The organism is uncultured Methanofollis sp., from assembly GCF_937919355.1.
Taxonomy (GTDB): Archaea; Halobacteriota; Methanomicrobia; order Methanomicrobiales; family Methanofollaceae; genus Methanofollis.
The window spans coordinates 1-19,014 of record NZ_CALFSA010000001.1 but is presented as its reverse complement, the minus strand read 5'-3'; the positions used below and the strand labels follow the sequence as shown (position 1 = coordinate 19,014).

The 19,014-nt window shown below is 60.4% G+C and carries 16 protein-coding genes and 1 tRNA gene; 8 read left to right on the top strand and 9 right to left on the bottom strand.

The annotated features are described in order from the left end of the window. Positions 1 to 155 precede the first annotated feature (155 nt). Positions 156 to 854, top strand: coding sequence for a ribose-5-phosphate isomerase RpiA (rpiA, locus tag Q0520_RS00085; RefSeq protein WP_298665028.1), 699 nt, complete (start codon positions 156 to 158; stop codon positions 852 to 854). Here rpiA and Q0520_RS00080 read toward each other — a convergent pair. The 3 genes from Q0520_RS00080 to acs form a co-directional block, all read right to left on the bottom strand. Continuing rightward, positions 841 to 1,218 (bottom strand): ArsR family transcriptional regulator, encoded by a 378-nt coding sequence (locus tag Q0520_RS00080; RefSeq protein ID WP_298665025.1) that lies wholly within the window; start codon positions 1,216 to 1,218, stop codon positions 841 to 843. The genes rpiA and Q0520_RS00080 overlap by 14 nt on opposite strands. Before the next feature lie 213 nt (positions 1,219 to 1,431). Continuing rightward, complete coding sequence (locus Q0520_RS00075; RefSeq protein WP_298665021.1) at positions 1,432 to 1,992, bottom strand: TATA-box-binding protein; 561 nt, start codon at positions 1,990 to 1,992, stop codon at positions 1,432 to 1,434. 42 nt (positions 1,993 to 2,034) lie between these two features. After that, a complete protein-coding gene (acs, locus tag Q0520_RS00070) occupies positions 2,035 to 3,936 on the bottom strand; it encodes an acetate--CoA ligase (RefSeq protein ID WP_298665019.1) in 1,902 nt (633 codons plus the stop codon). Between the two features lie 480 nt (positions 3,937 to 4,416). On the opposite strand from acs, the gene Q0520_RS00065 reads away from it, so the two are divergent. Continuing rightward, complete coding sequence (locus tag Q0520_RS00065; protein ID WP_298665016.1) at positions 4,417 to 6,480, top strand: acetate--CoA ligase family protein; 2,064 nt, start codon at positions 4,417 to 4,419, stop codon at positions 6,478 to 6,480. Positions 6,481 to 6,936: 456 nt separating this feature from the next. After that, positions 6,937 to 7,203, top strand: coding sequence for an RNA-binding protein (locus Q0520_RS00060; RefSeq protein WP_342765210.1), 267 nt, complete (start codon positions 6,937 to 6,939; stop codon positions 7,201 to 7,203). Positions 7,204 to 7,241: 38 nt separating this feature from the next. Here the strand turns inward: Q0520_RS00060 and Q0520_RS00055 are convergent, their stop codons facing one another. Next, the gene (locus Q0520_RS00055; protein ID WP_298665013.1) at positions 7,242 to 7,868 is read right to left on the bottom strand and encodes a DUF2121 domain-containing protein; all 627 of its coding nucleotides are present in this window, start codon (positions 7,866 to 7,868) and stop codon (positions 7,242 to 7,244) included. Between the two features lie 144 nt (positions 7,869 to 8,012). Between Q0520_RS00055 and Q0520_RS00050 the strand changes: the two genes are divergently transcribed. Further along, the gene (locus Q0520_RS00050) at positions 8,013 to 12,641 is read left to right on the top strand and encodes a PAS domain S-box protein (protein WP_298665011.1); all 4,629 of its coding nucleotides are present in this window, start codon (positions 8,013 to 8,015) and stop codon (positions 12,639 to 12,641) included. Between the two features lie 194 nt (positions 12,642 to 12,835). Then, the gene (locus tag Q0520_RS00045) at positions 12,836 to 13,315 is read left to right on the top strand and encodes a hypothetical protein (RefSeq protein WP_298665008.1); all 480 of its coding nucleotides are present in this window, start codon (positions 12,836 to 12,838) and stop codon (positions 13,313 to 13,315) included. A 138-nt stretch (positions 13,316 to 13,453) separates the two neighbouring features. On the opposite strand, the gene Q0520_RS00040 is transcribed toward Q0520_RS00045, so the two are convergent. Both Q0520_RS00040 and Q0520_RS00035 read right to left on the bottom strand, forming a co-directional pair. Further along, positions 13,454 to 13,538: transfer RNA gene (locus tag Q0520_RS00040), tRNA-Leu, on the bottom strand. A gap of 67 nt (positions 13,539 to 13,605) precedes the next feature. Further along, on the bottom strand, positions 13,606 to 13,920 hold the full coding sequence (locus Q0520_RS00035) for a transcription factor S (RefSeq protein WP_298665005.1): 315 nt from the start codon (positions 13,918 to 13,920) through the stop codon (positions 13,606 to 13,608). 141 nt (positions 13,921 to 14,061) lie between these two features. Here Q0520_RS00035 and artA point away from each other — a divergent pair, with 141 nt between their 5' ends. Further along, on the top strand, positions 14,062 to 14,886 hold the full coding sequence (gene artA / locus Q0520_RS00030) for an archaeosortase A (protein WP_298665003.1): 825 nt from the start codon (positions 14,062 to 14,064) through the stop codon (positions 14,884 to 14,886). Here the strand turns inward: artA and Q0520_RS00025 are convergent. Then, the gene (locus tag Q0520_RS00025; RefSeq protein ID WP_298665000.1) at positions 14,862 to 15,494 is read right to left on the bottom strand and encodes a CDP-alcohol phosphatidyltransferase family protein; all 633 of its coding nucleotides are present in this window, start codon (positions 15,492 to 15,494) and stop codon (positions 14,862 to 14,864) included. The genes artA and Q0520_RS00025 overlap by 25 nt on opposite strands. A gap of 97 nt (positions 15,495 to 15,591) precedes the next feature. Here Q0520_RS00025 and Q0520_RS00020 point away from each other — a divergent pair, with 97 nt between their 5' ends. Next, positions 15,592 to 16,275 carry a dihydrofolate reductase family protein gene (locus Q0520_RS00020; protein WP_298664997.1) on the top strand — a complete coding sequence of 228 codons (684 nt, stop codon included), beginning with the start codon at positions 15,592 to 15,594 and terminating at the stop codon, positions 16,273 to 16,275. Between the two features lies 1 nt (position 16,276). After that, complete coding sequence (gene sppA / locus Q0520_RS00015) at positions 16,277 to 17,092, top strand: signal peptide peptidase SppA (protein ID WP_298664994.1); 816 nt, start codon at positions 16,277 to 16,279, stop codon at positions 17,090 to 17,092. Here the strand turns inward: sppA and truD are convergent. Both truD and pth2 read right to left on the bottom strand, forming a co-directional pair. Further along, positions 17,061 to 18,332 (bottom strand): tRNA pseudouridine(13) synthase TruD, encoded by a 1,272-nt coding sequence (gene truD, locus Q0520_RS00010; protein ID WP_298664991.1) that lies wholly within the window; start codon positions 18,330 to 18,332, stop codon positions 17,061 to 17,063. The two genes, sppA and truD, sit on opposite strands and share 32 nt — an antisense overlap. Beyond that, positions 18,329 to 18,691, bottom strand: a complete 363-nt coding sequence (gene pth2 / locus Q0520_RS00005) for a peptidyl-tRNA hydrolase Pth2 (RefSeq protein ID WP_298664988.1) — start codon at positions 18,689 to 18,691, stop codon at positions 18,329 to 18,331. The genes truD and pth2 overlap by 4 nt, the downstream gene beginning before the upstream one ends. Between the last annotated feature and the right edge of the window lie 323 nt (positions 18,692 to 19,014).

The window sequence follows — 19,014 nt, the reverse complement described above, 5'->3', positions numbered from 1 at the left end:
GACGAAGTCTTCGAGGACCGAACAAAGTGAGCATGAGAAGACGAAGTCTTCGAGGGCGGGGGCTCTGCCCTCCGATGGAAGGGGTGTATCAGTCCCCATATACCCCCCCGGAGCGGCGGCACACCTTATCATCCCGCCGTACCCATACTTTTCTGATGACAAAACAGGACAACCTTGATGTGAAACGTATCGCCGGCGTCGCTGCCGCCGGGAAGGTCGAGGACGGCATGGTGGTCGGCCTCGGCACCGGCTCGACGGCGAACTATGCGATCCAGAGGATAGGGGAGAGGGTCAGGGACGAAGGGATCTCCGTCGTCGGCGTGCCGACGTCGTACCAGTCCGCCTTCAGGGCGCGGGCCGCCGGGATCAGGGTGGCAGACCTCACCGACTACCCGGAGATCGACCTCACCATCGACGGCGCCGACCAGGTGGACGCCGCCTTCAACCTGATCAAGGGCGGCGGCGCGGCGCACACGCGGGAGAAGTGCGTCGCCGAAGCGTCGGAGCGCATCTATATCGTCGTCGACGGGTCGAAACTTGCGGAGCGTCTCTCGGTGCCGGTTCCGGTAGAAGTCGTACCCTACGCTTCGGCCCTCGTCTCCCGGCGCATCAGGGCCCTCGGCGGTGACCCGGTCATCAGGGAAGGCGTGAAAAAAGACGGCCCCGTCATCACGGACAACGGGAACTTTGTCATCGACTGTGCATTCGGGACAATCGGGGACCCGGCAGGGCTTGCCGCCCGCCTGAACACGATCCCCGGTGTCCTGACCTGCGGGTTGTTCACCGAATACCAGGAAAAGATATCGGTCCTGGTCGGTGAAGCAGGGGGTTGCAGGGCTCTTACGAGGAGATAAGCCCTCTTGCCTTTTCTATCAGGGCAAGCTGGTTATCAACTTCTTTTTTCTTGGTCTTCTCGATGACGTCGATGATCTCGTTGATCGGCTTTGCGAGAGAATAGATCTTGACAGGCCGTCCCTTGCTCTCCGCCTTGCTCTCGCGGGAGTTGATCCACTTCTTCTCCTTGAGGTAACGCATGGCAATGCTGACCTCAGGCTGACGGAGGTCAGTGCCGCGCTCGATCTCGCGGGAAGTGGCCTCATCGGTGTTGGCGAGGTACACGAGGGCCTTGGCGACATTGCGCTTGATGCCGATGTCGATGAGGAGGGTGGCGAACTCTTCTTCTCTCTGCGTAAAGTACAGGACTTCTTCTGCTCTCATTGTGTTCACCCAATTGCCTATAGTATGTTATTATTTGTTATATATGAATATTAGCCATGGATATAATTTTTATTTCATGATGCAGTGCTAAAAGACAATCTCTCAACCACAGGGGCGCAGGTCATGCAGAAAGAGGGAGGGATGACCGTACACCCATACAGGGGGATGTACCTGCTCAAATATATTGGACTTGTAATTAAAAAAGGTTATAGATCAGAGAAGGCCGAGGTTGGAGAGATCAGACATAATTTTCTGCACTGCAAGGCGTGCATCCTCAGGCCGCTTGCCACCGGTGATGATCAGTTTGCCGGACCCGAAGAGGAGAACGACGACTTTCGGTTCCTCCAGGCGGTAGACAAGACCGGGGAACTGCTCGGGTTCGTACTCGATCCGGTCAAGGTTGAAGCCGATGGCGATCTTGTTCAGGTTGATGGGCTTTCCGAGATCGGCAGAGGTGACGATGTTCTGGATGGTGTAGGTGAGGTGCTCGTCGATCTCAATCCCGAGGTCACGGAGTTTGCCCCCCAGGATCTCAAGACCGCGGGAGAGACTGTCCACGCTCTTCGCCCCGGTCAGGACAACCTTACCCGATCCGAAGACCAGGGCGGCGATCTTCGGGTCCTGCATCCTGATGACAACACCGGGGAAACGCTTCTTGTCGTAGTCCGCCCCCACTATCTGAGAAGATATGACCGGCAGGTCAAGAGAATCGGTTACTTTGGCAGAAGCAACGATATTTTCTATTTTCAGGGATTCCTCAGGGGTGCCGTGCATGCTTATAAATGACGTAAAAAAGCTATATAAAGAGTTGGGTAATCAGTCCTCCAGGGTCGAGACGTCTCCGAGGTCCATGCCAAGCTCTTTTGCCCTGAGTACCCGCCGCATGATCTTGCCGCTCCTGGTCTTCGGGAGAGAGGCGACGAAGGCGATCTCGGAGGGCATCGCAATCGGGCCGACGGTCATCCGCACATGGTAGCGGAGGTCCGCCTTCAGGCGGTCGCTCCCTCTATGCCCCTCCCTCAGGATGACGAAGGCCTTGATCTGGTTGCCTTTCACCGGGTCGGGGATACCGATCACCGCCGCCTCAGCGACCGCCTCGTGGGAGACGAGGGCCGACTCCACCTCGGCGGTGCCGATGTTGTGCCCGGCGACGATGATCAGGTCGTCGGCACGGCCGATGACCATGATGTTGCCGTCGTGCCCCTTCACCGCAAGGTCCGTGGCCGTATAGACACGGTTGATGGTCGTCCAGTACTTCCTGTAGCGCTCGTCGTTTTTGTAGACAGTCCTGAGCATGGCGGGCCAGGGTTCCAGGATGACGAGATAACCCCCGTTGCCGGGTTCGACAGGGTTGCCGTCGCGGTCCACGACGTCGGCGACGACGCCGGGGATCGGCCGCCCGGCAAAACCCGGACGCATCGGTTCGCCGACCATCGTCGTGATCATGTGCATCCCGGTCTCCGTCTGCCACCAGGTGTCCACGATCGGGCACCGATCTTTCCCGATGTGGTGGTAGAACCACTCGAAGGCCTCGGGGTTGAGGGGTTCGCCGACCGAGGCGAGGATGCGGAGAGACCCGAGGTCGTACCTGTCAGACCACTGCTCGCCGACCCGCATGAACATCCTGATCACGGTCGGCGCCGTATAGAAGACCGTGATACCGTAGTTCTGGATGATCTTCCACCAGATGCCAGGGTCGGGATAGTCGGGCGTCGTCTCGGTGACAAAGACCGTGGCCCCGTTCAGGAGGGGGCCGTAGACCACGTAACTGTGGCCGGTGATCCATCCCGGGTCGGCGGTGCACCAGTAGACGTCGTCCTCCTTCAGGTCGAGGACGTACTTTGTCGTGTACTGTGTACCGACGGCATAACCCCCGCAGGCATGGATGATCCCCTTCGGGGACCCGGTCGTCCCGCTCGTGTACAGGAGGAAGAGCGGGTCCTCGGCGTCCATCACCTCGGGCTCGCAGACAGCGGGCTCGTTCTCCATCAGTTTGTCGAAGTCCAGTTCCATCTCCGAGTGGAGTTCGACCCTCGGGCGGTCGCGCCGCAGCACGATGACGGCCTCGACGCTCGGTGCATTGACGACGGCTTCCTCGACGATGGACTTGAGCTGGATCGCCTTGCCCCGCCGCATGGAGACGTCGGCGGTGATCACGACCTTCGATCCCGAGTCACGGATACGCTGGTTGAGGGCGCCGACGCCGAACCCCCCGAAGACGACCGAGTGGACGGCCCCTATACGGGCGCAGGCGAGCATGGCGACGACCTGTTCGGGGACGACGGGCATGTAGATGCAGACGCGGTCCCCCTTACGGACGCCGATCTTTTTCAGGGCATTCGAGAAGCGGCAGACCGCTCTGAGGAGCTGGCTATAGGTGTACACCTTCTCCTCGCCCTCCTCTCCCCTCCAGAAGACGGCGACCTTGTTGGCCCGACCGTCCCGCACATGGCGGTCGAGGCAGTTGTAGGTGATGTTGAGTTTCCCGTTCAGGAACCACTTCGCGTAGGGGAAGTCCCAGTCCATGACGCGGTCGAAGGGCTCGAACCATTCGATCTCTGCGGCGCGGACCCGCCAGAACTCGTCAGGGTCCTCAAAAAACTTCCGGTACGCCGTCCTGGAGTCTCCGATCCATGACCTCTCCCTGTACGAGGGATCAGGTGCATAATACCGCGGCGCTTCCAGGGGTACGGCAAAGTCCTGCTCCGTCCTGCTCACCTCCAATTTTACAGGATCGAATATGATGATTTATTAAATATTTTGTGGTCAGGAGGATATTCCAGTATTTTCTGAAAATGAAAAGTATACGGGGGGATGGGGACGCACCACGGAAACTACATGATCGTCAATGATGGATCGCGCATCGCCGCTACGAGAGACGGTTTTCAAAAACGCTTCGGAATTGCACGATTTCTCTCCCACAAACACGACAGACGCCCATTCTGGCATGCGGCAACTATCGACAATCGCCGACACATTCTTCCACAAATTCAAAAAGGTCTTAAAGGGGAGAGGTCGACACTATGGTATCAACCCCATACATATTTCACACCTGCGCATGAACGGGATATGAACGAGTCCAGAGCCACCAATATCCTATCCAGGACTGGTCTATACATTGTCAGGTCCCGGAAGGAACATGCGGCCCGGATGCAATTCCCGCTGTCAGGAACAATTCCCACCAGAAAGAGGAAGTTTATGGCAAAAAGAATGCTCAGCGAGGCAGAGGGGTACGAACTCCTCCAGAAGTACGGTGTTCCGACCCCCCGCTTCAAGATCGTAACCAGTCCCGAAGAGGCATCCAAAGCGGCGTCGGCCTGCGGATACCCGGTCGTCATGAAGATTATCTCCCCCCAGATCGTGCACAAGAGCGATGCAGGCGGTGTGGTGGTGGGGATCTCGTGCGCAGACGAAGCAAAGAAGGCTTTTACGAAGATCGTCGAGTCAGCGAAGGCATACAACCCCGAAGCCGAGATCAGGGGCGTCATCGTCGAGGAGATGGCGCAGCCGGGCCTCGAACTGATCCTGGGCGGCAAGACAGACCCGGCCTTCGGCAAGGTGATCACCTTCGGTATGGGCGGGACGCTCGTCGAACTGATGAAGGACGTCACCCTCCGCATTGTTCCAGTCCCGGAGAACGAGATCAGGTCGATGGTCCGCGAGATCAAGGCCTACCCCCTCATCAGCGGCTACCGCGGCATGAAGCCGAGGGACGAGGAGGCCCTGGTGACGATCATCAGCGGCGTCGCACGGTTCTTCGAGGAGAACCCGCAGGTCGTGGAGTTCGACATCAACCCCCTGAGGCTCTACGAGTCGGGCGCCTGCGCCGTGGACGCACGGGTCATCGTCGACGACGAGTACCGCCCGCCCGCGAAGAAGGAACGCTCGCACGTCCCGCCCGAGTACTTCAACCCCCGGTCGGTTGCGGTCATCGGCGCCTCGTCCGACCCGACGAAGATGGGCTTCGCCGTCCTCCACAACCTCCTCCACTTCCCCGGCCAGATCTACCCGGTGAACAACAAGCGCACCGAGGTGCAGGGGCTCAAGGCCTACCCGACGGTGACGGCGATCCCGAACCCGGTCGACCTTGCCGTGATCACCGTCCCGGCCGTGCAGGTGCCGAAGGTGATGCAGGAGTGCGGCGAGAAGGGCATACCCCTTGTCGTGGTCATCACCGCCGGGTTCAAGGAGACAGGACCCGAAGGCAAGGTGCTTGAGGACAGGATGCTCGAGATCGCACGCTCGTACAATATCAGGATCATCGGCCCGAACTGTCTCGGCATGATCATCCCGCCGCGGGGCCTGGACACGACCTATGTGCACGAGTCGCCGAACCCCGGTTCGATCGCCTTCGTCTCGCAGTCCGGCGCCATCATCAACACCGTCGTGGACTGGAGCCTCAAGCAGGACATCGGCTTCTCGGCGGTCTTCTCGGTGGGCAACCAGGCCGACCTCGACTTCCTCGACTACCTGACCTTTGTCGGTCAGGACAAGAGCACCCGCGCGATCATCCTCTATATCGAACAACTCACCGACGGGAGGGAGTTCATGGAGATCGTGCGCGAGGTGGCGAAGAAGAAGCCGGTCGTGGCGATCAAGTCGGGCTCCTCGCAGAAGGGGCAGAAGGCGGCGTCCTCCCACACGGGTTCGCTCTCTGGCTCGTATGAGGTGTACATGGAGGCCTTCAGGGAGGCAGGCGTGGTCCCGGTCAGGGCACTGCGGGGCGCCTTCGAGGTCGCCGAACTCTGCGCATCGCCGAGCGGTTACCCGAAGGGACGGCGTGCGATCGTCATCACCAACGCCGGCGGTTTCGCCGTCCTCTCCTCTGACTATGCCGAGATGTACGGCGTCGACCTCATCGACATCCCGCCCAGGATCCTGGAAGAACTCAACCAGATCCTCCCGGACTACTGGAGCCACGCAAACCCCCTCGACCTCCTCGGCGACGCCTCAGAGAAGCGTTTCGAGCAGGTCTTCGACATCCTGGCCCGGCACTCCGACCTCTGGGACATCGCCTTCGTCGTCGGTTTCCCGAACCTGGTCCTCGACTCGGCCGCCCTTGCAAAGCAGATCGTCACCTTCACCGGGAAGACGGACAACCTCGTCGTCGGCACGCTCCTCGGCGGCGAGTGCATGGACGCGGGCAAGAAGATCCTGAAGGAGCACAACGTCCCGAACTTCGACGAACTCGAACAGACGTTCAAGGTCGTCGGCCGTGTCGTCTGGCAGCGCTGCCGGGCGCGGTCGATCGGACTGCCATAATTTTCTTTTTTTTCTGGATGGGCAAGACGGGGGGCGCGGGTCTCCCCTCTCGAAAATGTCTGTCTGTGGCGCACCATAGATTTTCTCGACTCTCTCTGGTCGTCCCCTGACATCAGGATAAGAGGGACCTCTTCAAGATCTCCGCTCTGCTTCCCCGGGGCCAATCGCAGGTGGGAGTCGGGGGTCTGGGGGGCAAAGACCCCGGCCTGTGTTTTGGGGAAGGCGGTTGATCGACGCTCCCCACTGCAGAACCCCTAAAATATCGAAGGCTCAATGATAGGGCCATAGACTGCTTCGGGCCCGTACATCGTTCGTACGATCAGGGCGCACGGGTCTCTCCCCCTATCCCCACCCTGCCATTCTCCTGGACCCCCTGATCACTCACCATACTGAAGAGACCACCGCGGCACCGGGAGCGGATACTATTATCTCCGCGGAGGATCATGGAACGGCGGGATGGAAATGGAAACCAGCAGATTATATGTCGGAAATCTGACATATTCGGTAACCGAAGACGATCTGAAAGACCTCTTTTCAGGCTACGGGGAAGTAAAAAGCGTCAAAATTATTGGGGACAAGGGATTCGGGTTTGTCGAGATGACCACAACGGAGACGGCTGAGAAGGCGAAAGAAGCCCTGAACGGGACCGTGTTCGTCGGGCGCACCCTGCGGGTGGAAGAGGCCCAACCGCCCCGCCCGAAACGGGAATACCCGAGATATTAGGCCATTCCCCTGATCCCTTTTGGGTAGGGGACACACATTCAGGCTTTTTTATGAGAGGTACCGCAGGGGTCTGCCAGAGATACCTCTCTCTCCCCGAGGTCGCGGGCGAGGAGAGCGTCGAGGTCGGCCCCGGCCTCCGTCCCGATCAGGACAAACCTTTTGCTCACCGAGGCGGTCGACGCCGCCGCCTTCTTCATCGCCAGGATGATCACCCTGACCGCGTCTTCCATGCCGCCGTCCTTCCACCCCTCCCTGATGGATGCGAGGGCGATCTCCTGTGCGATCCTGTTCCCGAGGACGACAAACGTGCTGCCTGCCCCCTTTCCCGTCACCCTGCCGACCGACCCCTCGAACTCGGCAAGGGCGTACCTCCCTGCCGTGGCATAGAGCCTCCGCGACCTGACACGCCCGCCCACCATCTCCCGTACCTCGCCGACAAGGACACCGTCCTCCTCTCTCACCTTCTCCCGGCCGTCCCTGATGACAACTCCCACGCCGAGCGCCCCGGCCCGCCTGTACAGGTCGTCGTCGGTCACGATCCCCCCGCCGTACAGTTCCTTTTCCAGCGCCGGGATGGCAGTCTCGTCGTCCCAGAAAAAGATCTCCCGCATGTCGCCCGCCATCACGGTGCCCTTCGATCCGACAAAGGCAATCACAAGACTCATTGCATCATCCCCCCTGTACGGTGCTGATCCACTCAGGCATCATGAATGTATGCAGACAGAGATAGCCGCGGGGACATGCACCGTCATCGGCAGACTGATATAGAGCGACCGGGAAAAATGACCGCCAGACCGGGGTCGGCACCCATGTATTCGGTTCTCTACGTTGACGATGAACCTGCACTTCTCGACATAGGCAGACTCTTCCTTGAGCAATCGGGAAACCTCTCCGTCGACACCGCACTCTCGGCCGCAGAGGCGATCACGCGGATGGAAACCGGGAGATATGACGGCATCATATCGGACTACCAGATGCCCGGCATGGACGGCATTGAACTCCTCAAATATATCCGCACCCATTTCGGCGACCTCCCCTTCATCCTCTTCACGGGCAAAGGGAGGGAAGAGGTGGTGATCGAGGCCCTGAACAGGGGGGCGGATTCCTATCTCCAGAAAGGGGGTGACCCTGTCTCCCAGTTCGCCGAACTCGAACACAAGACCAGGATCGCCATCGAACGAAAACAGACGCGGGACGAACTCGCGGAGTCCAGGCAGCAAATGGCCGACGTCATAAACTTCCTCCCCGACGCAACCTTCGCCATCGACCTCGAAGGGAGGGTGATCGCCTGGAACAGGGCGATGGAGGAGATGACCGGCGTCAGGAAGGAAGAGATCCTGGGAAAGGGCGACTTCGAGTACGGCATTCCCCTGTACGGGGGGAGGCGCCCCATCCTGATCGACCTCGTCCTGAGAGACGACGAGGAGATCAGGAAGAGATACCCCCATGTCGTCCAGAGCGGGAACAGACTCGTCTCCGAATATTTCATCCCCAACCTGTACGGCGGTCGAGGCGCCTATCTCTGGTTCATCGCCTCCCCGTTGTACGACACAAAGGGAAACGTCACGGGTGCGATCGAGTCGATCAGGGATGTCACCGAGCGGAAGAAGGCCGAGGAGGAGAGAGAGGCGGCCCACCAGAAACTCCTCGACATCGTCGACTTCCTCCCCGACGCAACCTTCGTCATCGACACGGAGGGGAAGATCATCGCGTGGAACCGCGCCATCGAAGAGATGACCGGGATGAGAAAGGAGGAGATGCTTGGAAAAGGGGACCACGCCTATGCCGTCCCCTTCTACGGGGAACCGATATCCGGCCTCATCGACCTCGTCGTGAACCCCGACGCCGAACCCGAGGTGCCGTACGAGACGTTCAGGCGGGAGGGCGACACTGTTGTCGCCGAGATGACCATCCCCTCCCTGAACGAAGGGCACGGGGCCTCCCTCTGGGGAAAGGCGTCACCTCTCTACAACAGGCAGGGAGAGATCATCGGGGCGATCGAGTCGCTCAGGGACATCACCCTTTACAGGCAGGCGGAGTCCGCCCGTCTCCACGCGATCGCAAAGGGGTCACCTATCCCGCAGTTCGCGATCGACCAAAACCACCGCGTGGTGTACTGGAACGGGGCGCTGGAGGCGTACAGCGGCATCAAGACCGGGGATATCCTCGGCACGACCGAACACTGGCGGGCATTCTATCCCGATGAGAGGCCGTGCCTTGCAGACCTGCTCATCGACGGCGAAGGCGACGAGGGCATGATCGCCCGCTGGTATAAAGGGAAGTACGCACCGTCGGGTCTGGTGAGGGGCGCCTACGAGGCGACCGACTTCTTCCCCTCCCTCGGCGAGGACGGGACATGGCTGTACTTCACCGCGGCCCTGATCAGGGACGAAGAGGGAGAGGTGATCGGCGCCGTGGAGACGCTCGAAGACGTCACCGAGCGGAAACAGGCAGAGGAGAGGATACGGATCTTCCAGCGTTTCGCCGAAGCGTCCGGGCAGGGCTTCGGGATGGCGACGCTGGACGGCAGCATCACCTATGCCAACCCCACGCTCTGCCGCCTGCTTGGAAAGACAAAACCGGTTGACGTCCAGGGCACTTTCTTCTACAGGTATTACCCCGAAGAGATCGCGGAGAGACTGGAGAAGGAGATCATCCCTGCGGTTATCGAAGAAGGGCAGTGGGTGGGTGAACTCTGCCTCGTCAGCACGGAGGGGGACAGTATCTCCACCCTTGAAAACTTTTTTGTTATACGCGACGACCTCGGAAGGCCCCTCTACCTGGCCGACGTCATCACCGACATCTCAGAACTCAAGAAGGCCGAAGAAGCGTTGAAGGCGTCTGAAGACAGGTACAGGACACTCTTCGAGAACAGCGGCAGTCCCCTGATCATCGTCGAGGAGGACACCACGATCTCCCTTGTCAACAGGGAGTTCGAGAAGATCAGCGGGTTTACGAAGGAAGACGTGGAAGGCAGGATGAGCTGGACGGGATTTGTGGCTGACCCGGCAGAACTGGAGTGGATGATGGAGTACAACCGTCTGCGCTGGTCAGGGTCTGATCTCGCCCCCCGTGTCTTCGAATGCCATCTCCGCGACAGGCACAGGAGTGTCAGGAGCGTTCTTGTCACCGTTGCGATGATGCCGGGGGTACGCCAGAGCATTGTGGCCATCGTGGACATCACCGAGCGGAAAAAAGCCGAGGAGACACGCCATCTTGCCGACCTGATCCATGCCATACCTGATGCGATCTTCGCCGTCGACCGTGAAGGGAAGGTGATCGCCTGGAACAGGGCGATCGAGGAGATGACAGGTGTCCCGGCGGCCGAGATCATCGGGAAGGGGAAGTGTGCGTATTCCCTCCCCTTCTATGGCGACCGGAGGCCCTTCCTCCTCGACCTCGTCTCCGCCTCCCCGGAGGAACTGGAGAGGTGTGGGTATACGCGGGTCAGGCGACGCGACGGTTTCCTCATTGCAGAGAGCGCCGAAGCGCGACCGCGGGGGAGGGAGATGATCCTGCAGGCGTTTGCGACACCCCTGTACAACGACTCGGGTGACATCGCCGGCGCTATCGAGGGTATGCACGACATCACCGACCTCAGGCATGCAGAGCAGGCACTCAAGGAGAGCGAGGTCAAGTACAGGTCGCTCTTCGAGTATGCCTACGACGCCATCATCCTTATCCGGGACGGCCTGGTCACCGACTGCAACTCGCGGGCCCTGGAGATGTTCGGGTGCACGCGGGAGGATTTTGTCGGCAACACAATCTCGGCCTTCGCGCCGCAGGTCCAGCCCGACGGTTCGGACTCGAAGGAGAAGGTCGCCGGGAAGATCAGGGAGGCGCTCGCGGGGGAGGCGCAGTTCTTTGAGTGCAGCTGCCGCACACGTGACAATCGACCTTTCGACGTCGAGGTGAGCCTGAACCGCATCCAGATGGGAGACGGCACATATGTCCTGGCGATCGTCCGCGATATCACGGCACGCAGGGACGCCGAAAAAGCGCTGAAGAAGAAGACCTACGACCTGAACGAGCGGGTCAAAGAACTGAAGTGCCTGTACACGGTCTCGAAGATCCTGGGCAGACCCGAGACAGGGTTCGATGCACAGATGCAGACGATCGTGGGTGTCATACCGGGGGCATGGCAGTACCCGGAGGTAACGGTTGCCCGGATCACCCTGGACGGGAAGGTGTATCAGACCTCCGCCTTCAGGGAGACGGCGTGGATGCAGCGCCAGCCAATCAGAGTCAATGACAGGGAGGCGGGCAGAGTCGAGGTCGGGTACCTGGAAGAACGGCCGGAGTGCGACGAGGGGCCGTTTTTAAAAGAAGAGCGGAGTTTCATCGCCAGCATTGCCCAGAGGATAGGGGAGTACATCGTGCGCAGGCAGGCCGAGGAGGCGCTCAGCGCGTCGGAGACCGAGTTGAGGGCGGTGCTCTCGGGCATGACCGACGTCGTCGTCGTCCTCGATGCGGAGGGACGCTGCCTGAAGGTCGCGCCGACAAACCCTCCCCCTCACTCCAGGCCGAAGGGCGAGGTGCGCGGCAAAAAACTCGACGAGGTCTTCCCCCTCATGCAGGCGGGGGCGGTCCCCGGCGCCATCAGGCAGGCACTGGAGACAGGGGAACCGGTGGCGATCGAGTACGGGATGCGGGCCGGGAGGCAGGAGATCTGGTTTGCCGCCGTCATCTCGCCAATGACGGAGGACTCGGTGGTCCTCGTGGCGCGGGACATCACCGGGCGCAAGCAGGCGGAGACAGCGGTCCAGACGGCGAACAAAAAACTCAACCTCCTCTCCAGCATCACGCGGCACGACATCCTGAACCAGATCACGGTGCTGCGGGGGTATATGGAACTCGCCCGCATGGAGACGACCGACCCGACGCTGCTTGAGTATATCAACAGGGAGGAGACGGCCGCCGGGGTGATCCAGCGCCAGATCGAGTTCACCCGTGATTATCAGAATATCGGCGTCACCGCTCCGCAATGGCAGGACGTGCACCGGGTCATCGCCCGCGCCGTCCGCGGCCTCGACCTCGGCAGGGTCAGACTCTCCATCGAGTTCGAGGATGTCGAGGTCTACGCCGACCCGCTCCTCGAAAAGGTCTTCTTCAACCTTGTGGACAACGCCCTCAGGTACGGGGAAAAGATCACGGAGATCAGGTTCTCAGGCCGCGAGGACGAGGAGGGGTTCACCCTCGTCTGCGAGGACGACGGCGTCGGCATCCCGGCGCATGTCAAGGAGGCGATCTTTCGCCGGGAGTACTACAAGAACACGGGCCTCGGCCTCTACCTCTCCTGCGAGATCCTGGCGATCACGGGTCTTTCGATCAGGGAGACGGGCCGACCAGGAGAGGGCGCACGCTTCGAGGTCGTCGCCCCCCGCGGGGTGTACAGAGTTATCAAAAAGAGGGAGAGGCTGGCGCCGATGGCGGAGTGAGAGACCTGGCGAGCATGGAGATATGTCAAATCGGCTCTGCTGGCAATACCGGTCCAGTACGGGACGTCCTCAGGAATATTTTGTATCAGGGACCGTGTACGAATATTTTCTGGCAGCCACCATCCCCGGGCATCGCAGCAGGGCATAGAAATTATATTATAATATATGCGCCATGTGTGGCCCGGGTAGTGTCTATGGAACTGAGGGAGCAATTTACAGATGACGAATGGAAGAACCTCGTCAGTTTACCGTACGCGATCTCGATGGCGGTTATTGTCGCAGCACCATCGGTCCTGGGTGCGTGGGGCGAATCGAAAGCCATGATACAGGAACCCAAACACCTGGCGGCCGAAAGCGGCAGTGCTCTGGTCGGCCTCATATCAGCCGAGATGCAATCAAAGGAAAAGGAGTTGATTAGAGAGCAACAGGACCTGGTGAAGCACGACCGGACAGGCTACAGGAATATGATCATCGAAGCGGCAAGATCTGCTTCCTCGGCCCTGTCAAGGGTACCTCCCGACGAGGCAATGGCGTATAAGAAGTGGTCGCTGGCGATAGGTCAGAAGGTCGCCGAAGCAGCAAAGGAGCATGGCGTTGCTATTAGTGAGCCGGAAAAGGCGGTCCTCGACGAGATATCCGATGCTTTCGGCATCAGTGCAGGGATCCCCGCTTGAGAAGGGAGAACTGAAACGATCTTTTCATTTTTCAATCGTGTTATACAAAAAAAACCTTCAGAACAGGATCAGTGCCGGGGACCAGCATGACCCACCAGGCGCACAGGGTGGTCACTCCCGTCGAATCATCAGAAGTAATGCGAGGGAAGGGATTCGAACCCTCGAACACCTACGTGACAAGGCCCTCAACCTTGCGCCTTTGACCTGGCTTGGCAACCCTCGCCCAAATGAAAATGAGGGACAGGAACCAGTGTGTTCCCGCTGTTTCTATACGTTAGTTTTTCTAAGATTTAATCGTATTCACGCCAGGTGTGCCCGCACTCGGTGCAGCGGAAGAAACGGACCTCGCTCTCATCAGCAGAACGGAGCTGGCGCAGCCACCAGAAGGCAAGGTTGTTCCCGCACTTGGGGCACGGGACCTGGATCGTCGGGAGGGTCTTCGTCTTCTCTTCCTCGTCCACGATCGTGATCTCCTTTTCCACACGGGCAGACGTGATCTTCATCGAATCCTCGCTCTCGATGGCCTGGATATAGCCGCACCTGCGGCACTTCATCTGCCCCCCCGACGAGATCATCATGGTGTTGCACTTTGGACAGAATAACATTCAAGTATTATTGGAAGGCATGCCTGATTAAGACTTGGTTGACGGATCATACACGGTAATGAGGGGTTCCACCGCAGATCAAAGGACAGTATCGGCCGCATTGAGAACTCTTAATTAGGTGAGTGGGACAAATAGTGGGTGATGGACGAATACCTCCTCTTTGCAGCCTTTGCCTTATTTGTTCTCTTCCTCATACCCGGACGCCACCGGCCGTATGCAGGCATCGGCGGATGGCTCGCCATGTCCCTCTACCTCTTCGCGGAGATCCCGTATTTCCTCTCCATCAATAATTTCCTGTACCCGACACTCGCCCTCCTCTCCATCCCCTTCCTGTACGTGACGGCGAAAAGGTTGTTCGCCGGCGACGAACATATCACCCACCTCACCCGTGCCGCCGCCGTCGCCGTCCTCATCTACCTCCCCTTCGCCTACACCGCCCTCGGCCCCTGGCTGATCCAGGCGGTCATCGACCAGATCGGCTGGTGCCTCTCCGCCCTCGGCGTCGCCTACACCATGCCTGAGATGGATATGATCGGGAGGAACGGCCTGAAGGTCCAGATCATCCTCGGGTGTACCGGCATCCAGAGCATCGCCATCATGCTCGGCGTCGCCGCCGCCGTCCCGAGCACCCTGCGGCAGAAGGCCCTCGCCTCTCTCCTCATCGTCCCGACGATCTATCTCCTCAACATCGGGCGGAACGTCTTCGTGATCCTTGCATATACAGGACAGTGGTTCCCGTACCTCCCCGAGATCGCAAGCAACGGCGAGTACGGCTACGAGAGTTTCTTCTGGGCCCACAACGTCCTCTGCGAACTCGGGGCGCTGGTGGCCCTCATCGTCATCGCCTACGCACTCTTCATCATCATGCCGGGCCTTGCGGCAATGGCCGACGGGCTGTACCGGGCCTTCCGCGACGACCTTGAGGGCGCTGTCGCCCGCCCTCAGGGGAGCGACCTGGAGAGGTAGACGATCCTCTGGACCGCGGAGAGGTTCGTGCAGACCGCAATGAGGACCACCGCAAGTCCGGGGAAACCCACAACAGCGCCGACAATGAGCGTGATCAGGGTCTCAGGGCGGCCGAAGAAACCGACGCCCTCAAGGGGGTCGTGGATCTTCCCGTCCACCCTCTCCGTAAACCCGACCTCGGCATAGACTACAGGCTTGATGAAGGTGTTGATCATCGAGCCGAAGATGGCGATGGCGACGACGGCGAAGTCCGCGGCAGGCGGAAGAGGGAGGAAGTTGGAGACGACCGCCACGCCCGAGAGCCCGATACCGAGGAGGGCGAGGGCGTCGACATATTTGTCAAAGACCCAGTCGATGACCGCCCCAAACTTCGTCTGGCAGTGCTTCTTCCGTGCCACCGTGCCGTCCACAAGGTCGAGGACGGCCGAGAGCAGGAGGAGAAGGGCACCCGCAAGGAAGAGGCGCTCGGCAAAAGCGACCGCACAGAAGAACCCGGCCAGAAGAGAGAGGTACGAGATCTGGTTGGGACTGATACCGGCCCTGACAAAAAGATCAGCGATCGGCTCGAGTTTTGATAGGAGACGCGGCCTCAGCGCCGTTATATTCATGACAGAATAGTGGAACTGCCATGTGGATAAGCATTCCTTCACCGGGATCCCGGACCATACCCTCTTTTAAATCCGGGGGTTATATTAGACAGAGATTATGTCTGTTCCATCACTACGGCCCCACGTGCTGATGATGTCCGAGATCACGGTCGATGGGAAACTGACGCTCAAAAGAGGCGCATCCAGCAAGATTCTCATGAAATACATGGCCCATGAGACTGAGATCCTCCTCCACAAGACCCGCGCAGAGTGCGACGCCATCATGGTCGGGTCGCACACCATCGCCATCGACAACTCCTTCCTGACCGTCCGTCTCGTGCCGGGAAAGAGCCCGATCCGGGTCATCCCATCGAGCATGGCCGACATCCCCCTCACCGCCAACGTGCTCAACAGCGACGCCCCCACCGTGATCGCCGTCTCGGAACAGGCCCCTGCGGAGAGGGTCGCCGCGATCAGGGGGAAGGGTGTCGACGTCGTCGTCTGCGGGAAGACGCACGTCGACCTCCCCGGACTGATGGCCGTCCTCAGGAAAGATTACGACGTCAAAAAAATGATGATCGAGGGCGGGCCGACCCTCAACTGGCACATGCTCAAGCACGGTCTCGTCGATGAGATCAGGCTCATTCACCTTCCCTTCATCGTGGGCGGCGAGGACACACCCTCCCTTGTCGGCGGCATGCACATTGAGTCGGAGGACGAGATGATACGCCTCAGGTTGCTCCGCCACTACCTCTGCGGGAGCAACCTGGTGACAGAATACGCCGTCAGTTACGGAGAGTGATATGAACAGCCTCCTTGCCGATATCGAGCGCGCACAGAGGAGGCGGAGGCTGAAAAAGAAGATCGGCATCGCCGCCGCCGTCGTATTCATCATCGCGGCTGTCGCCGCTGTCTTCATTCTGTTCATGACGCCGGTCGGCGATAGCGATGTCGCCGTCATCCGCGTCGAGGGGACGATCCTCACCGGCGACTTTTCAGGCGGCGGGTACGCGGGGAGCGAGTATATCGGGGGTAAGGTGAGGGCGGCGGCCGACGACCCCTTTGTCAGCGCAATCGTGTTACGTGTCAACAGTCCGGGCGGCAGTCCGGCAGGGGCGCAGGAGATCGTCCGCGACATAGAATACGCACGGGCGAAGAAACCGGTCGTGACCTCGATGGGGGACGTCGCCACCTCGGCGGCCTATATGATCTCGGCGCACACCGACAGGATCTACCTCTCTCCCGACACCATGACAGGGAGTGTCGGGGTGATCTGGCTCTTCTCAGACCAGAGCGAGATGCTGGAAAACGAAGGAGAGCATGTCGAGGTGGTGAAGTCGGGCGAGCAGAAGGACATGACATATCCATACCGCTCGCTGACAGACGACGAACTGGCGTATGCCCAGAACCTCGTGAACGATAGCGCCGAGGACTTCATCGCCGACGTGACGGCACAGAGGCCGGTGAACCGCTCGGAGATCGAGTCCGCCCGCCTGATACGGGGGGAGGAGGCGATCGCCATCGGCCTTGCCGACGAGGTGGGCAACCTCTACGACGCCATCGAGGGGGCCCACACCCTCGCCGCCGTCAGATCATCGCCAGGGGATCGGCCTTCATGAACTCCCGGCAGATCGTCGTCGCATAGTGGCCGGGCGGGAGGGTGAAGGCGAGGGAGACGTCCCGGTCCTTCACATCGGCCGCAATATCTGTTTTCACGCTGATGGGCCTGAGGGTCCCGCCATAGTGGAGGTGCACGAATGCACCGGCACGCTCAAAGTGTTCGGCGGTGATCCCGTCCTCGGCGAGGAGCGCCGCCATCCTCTCGTCGTCCTGTCCTTCGGACCGGTATGTCCCGGCACCGGGGATGAAGAGGGCGACGGCGCACCTGCCCCGCCCGATATGGACGGAGACGACCCGGCGGTTCGCTTCTGTCACGATGTCCTCCCTGCCGTTTGTGAAGATGAGACGCTCACCCGGCAGGGGTTCGTCGAGGCCGGTGCCGTCGGCGCAGCGGAGGGAGAGGACGCGGTTGAAGATCCAGGACTGGTAGGCCGAGACGAACATGGAGAGGAGTTTCGGCGGGAGGTTCTGGAGGGCCCGGCCTGTCTCGCCGGGGTGGGCGGCGAGGTACGAGAGGACCGAACGCTCGAAACCAAGGTGGGGAGGGAAGGCGGCGATCGCCGCCTGCGCGTCGTGGGTCTCGAGATAGGCCCGCCGGGTCTCCTGCACTTCCGGCGCCTCGTCAGGGCAGGCGAGGCCGACATAGGTATCGACCGCGGCGTCGTAGTCGCCCCGCAGGATCTCCCTGCCGACGAGGTGGGTGACCGGTCGCACGACGCCGAAACGCTGGAGGCCGAAGTAGTTCGGGAACCCCGCCGCCGCCGCAGATGTGCAGGCCGCAACAGTGCCGGCGAGGTCGGGGGCGGTGCAGTCGCTGATGGTGATCGCAAACCTGTTCCCGGCGAGGGCGCCGAGGGAGAGGGCGTGCTGGGTCATGCCGAGGGGTTCGATCTCCATGTCCCTGATCTGGAGGGCTTTCACGGCCTCAGCCTCGCCGCCATAGATGGCGATGTACTGGGTGGTGAGGGCGTTTTTGTCCTTCGTACCTGCCCAGGAGATCCGCCGGTGCGAGATGCCGAGGGCCGCCGCGATGGACTTCATGGCGTGCTGGTGTTCCCAGTTCCGCTTTACGAGCCTGCAGAGGAGGTACGGCCCCTCGCCCGACGGCCCGCCGAGGGGCATCTCCTCGACGGTGAAGTCTTCGGGATTCTTTCGCAGGACGCCGCCGATACCCGGCGTCTCCGTGGCGTACCAGGAGATCCCGAGGTCGTCCTCAACAGGGTAGGGAGTGTGCATCATAGGAGCTGCAGTCCGCCGGTGATGCGGTCGAGTTCCTCGTTCTTCGCCGGGCCGAGGCCAAGGGCGGTGACGGTGCCGGGCGGGATCTCGGTGAGACCCGCGTCCTGGATGAGGGAGCAGGGGATGCCGGCGGCTTCGGCCGCCATCTTCAGGGTGTACAGTTCCCGCTCGCCTGCGACCTTCAGAGCAACTTTCTTCTGCCCCTCCGAGTACCACGCTTTCCGTGCCTCTTTTCCCGCGTGCTCGTAGGCGCCGATGGCGGCATGGGCCATCTGCACGCACTTCTTGCCGCAACTCATCTTGATGTCGGTCCTGATGACCAGACATTGCTTCCACTTGAATACGGGCACTTCAGACATCCTGATCCTGTTGGCGCGGCGGAGCAATAAGGCCTGACCATATCCCCCATAAAAATCAGGAGAGGGAGTGGATAGCAATCTCCCTCCTCAGATCTCGTGCTCACTCTTCCCCGGTCCTATCCTGGTTTCGGGGGACGACCGAAGGGAGTCGAGAAGACGAAGTCTTCGCTGTGCGAGTGTCAGCGAGTTCGAGAAGACGAAGTCTTCGCTGTGCGAGTGTCAGCGAGTTCGAGAAGACGAAGTCTTCGCTGTGCGAGTGTCAGCGAGTTCGAGAAGACGAAGTCTTCGCTGTGCGAGTGTCAGCGAGTTCGAGAAGACGAAGT

Coding starts and splice junctions, on each gene's coding strand:
- rpiA (WP_298665028.1), top strand. CDS start 156: ATGACAAAACAGGACAACCTTGATGTGAAACGTATCGCCGGCGTCGCT.
- Q0520_RS00080 (WP_298665025.1), bottom strand. CDS start 1,218: ATGAGAGCAGAAGAAGTCCTGTACTTTACGCAGAGAGAAGAAGAGTTC.
- Q0520_RS00075 (WP_298665021.1), bottom strand. CDS start 1,992: ATGCACGGCACCCCTGAGGAATCCCTGAAAATAGAAAATATCGTTGCT.
- Q0520_RS00065 (WP_298665016.1), top strand. CDS start 4,417: ATGGCAAAAAGAATGCTCAGCGAGGCAGAGGGGTACGAACTCCTCCAG.
- Q0520_RS00060 (WP_342765210.1), top strand. CDS start 6,937: ATGGAAATGGAAACCAGCAGATTATATGTCGGAAATCTGACATATTCG.
- Q0520_RS00055 (WP_298665013.1), bottom strand. CDS start 7,868: ATGAGTCTTGTGATTGCCTTTGTCGGATCGAAGGGCACCGTGATGGCG.
- Q0520_RS00050 (WP_298665011.1), top strand. CDS start 8,013: ATGTATTCGGTTCTCTACGTTGACGATGAACCTGCACTTCTCGACATA.
- Q0520_RS00045 (WP_298665008.1), top strand. CDS start 12,836: ATGGAACTGAGGGAGCAATTTACAGATGACGAATGGAAGAACCTCGTC.
- Q0520_RS00035 (WP_298665005.1), bottom strand. CDS start 13,920: ATGTTATTCTGTCCAAAGTGCAACACCATGATGATCTCGTCGGGGGGG.
- artA (WP_298665003.1), top strand. CDS start 14,062: ATGGACGAATACCTCCTCTTTGCAGCCTTTGCCTTATTTGTTCTCTTC.
- Q0520_RS00025 (WP_298665000.1), bottom strand. CDS start 15,494: ATGAATATAACGGCGCTGAGGCCGCGTCTCCTATCAAAACTCGAGCCG.
- Q0520_RS00020 (WP_298664997.1), top strand. CDS start 15,592: ATGTCTGTTCCATCACTACGGCCCCACGTGCTGATGATGTCCGAGATC.
- sppA (WP_298664994.1), top strand. CDS start 16,277: ATGAACAGCCTCCTTGCCGATATCGAGCGCGCACAGAGGAGGCGGAGG.
- truD (WP_298664991.1), bottom strand. CDS start 18,332: ATGATGCACACTCCCTACCCTGTTGAGGACGACCTCGGGATCTCCTGG.
- pth2 (WP_298664988.1), bottom strand. CDS start 18,691: ATGTCTGAAGTGCCCGTATTCAAGTGGAAGCAATGTCTGGTCATCAGG.